The following is a 324-nucleotide window of genomic DNA, read 5'->3' as shown; positions in this document are numbered from 1 at the left end:
TCGCTGGCACGGACTTCGAGTCGGACCCGCTGCGCTTCGAGATCACCACCGGCCCCGCCCATGGCGTCATCAGCGGCTTCGATCCCCAGACGGGTACGCTGGTCTACACGCCGACGGCCGGCTACTCCGGACCCGATACCTTCGCCTTCACGGTATCCGACGGGCACCAGAGCGCTGCCGCACCAGCATCCGTGACCATCGAGGTGATCGCTGCCGATCCTCCCGACCCCGGTCCGGGCACGGACCCAGGACCCGGTCCCGGCCCCGGAAATGTCCAGGCCGTTCCCGGCCTGGGCCAGGGTGGCATGCTGGCACTGTTGTGCG

The 324-nt window shown here is 69.4% G+C and carries 1 protein-coding gene; it reads left to right on the top strand.

The window, feature by feature from the left end; all coding sequences use genetic code 11:
• Positions 1 to 324, top strand: a 324-nt coding sequence (locus L995_RS03240) for an Ig-like domain-containing protein (protein ID WP_047469123.1), incomplete at both ends; no start/stop codon positions are given.

The sequence above is a fragment of the Delftia sp. ZNC0008 genome (assembly GCF_000799035.1).
In the GTDB taxonomy this organism is placed as follows: Bacteria; Pseudomonadota; Gammaproteobacteria; order Burkholderiales; family Burkholderiaceae_C; genus Comamonas; species Comamonas tsuruhatensis.
The sequence above is the reverse complement of the archived record's forward strand: the minus strand, read 5'-3'. Positions and strand labels throughout refer to the sequence as shown.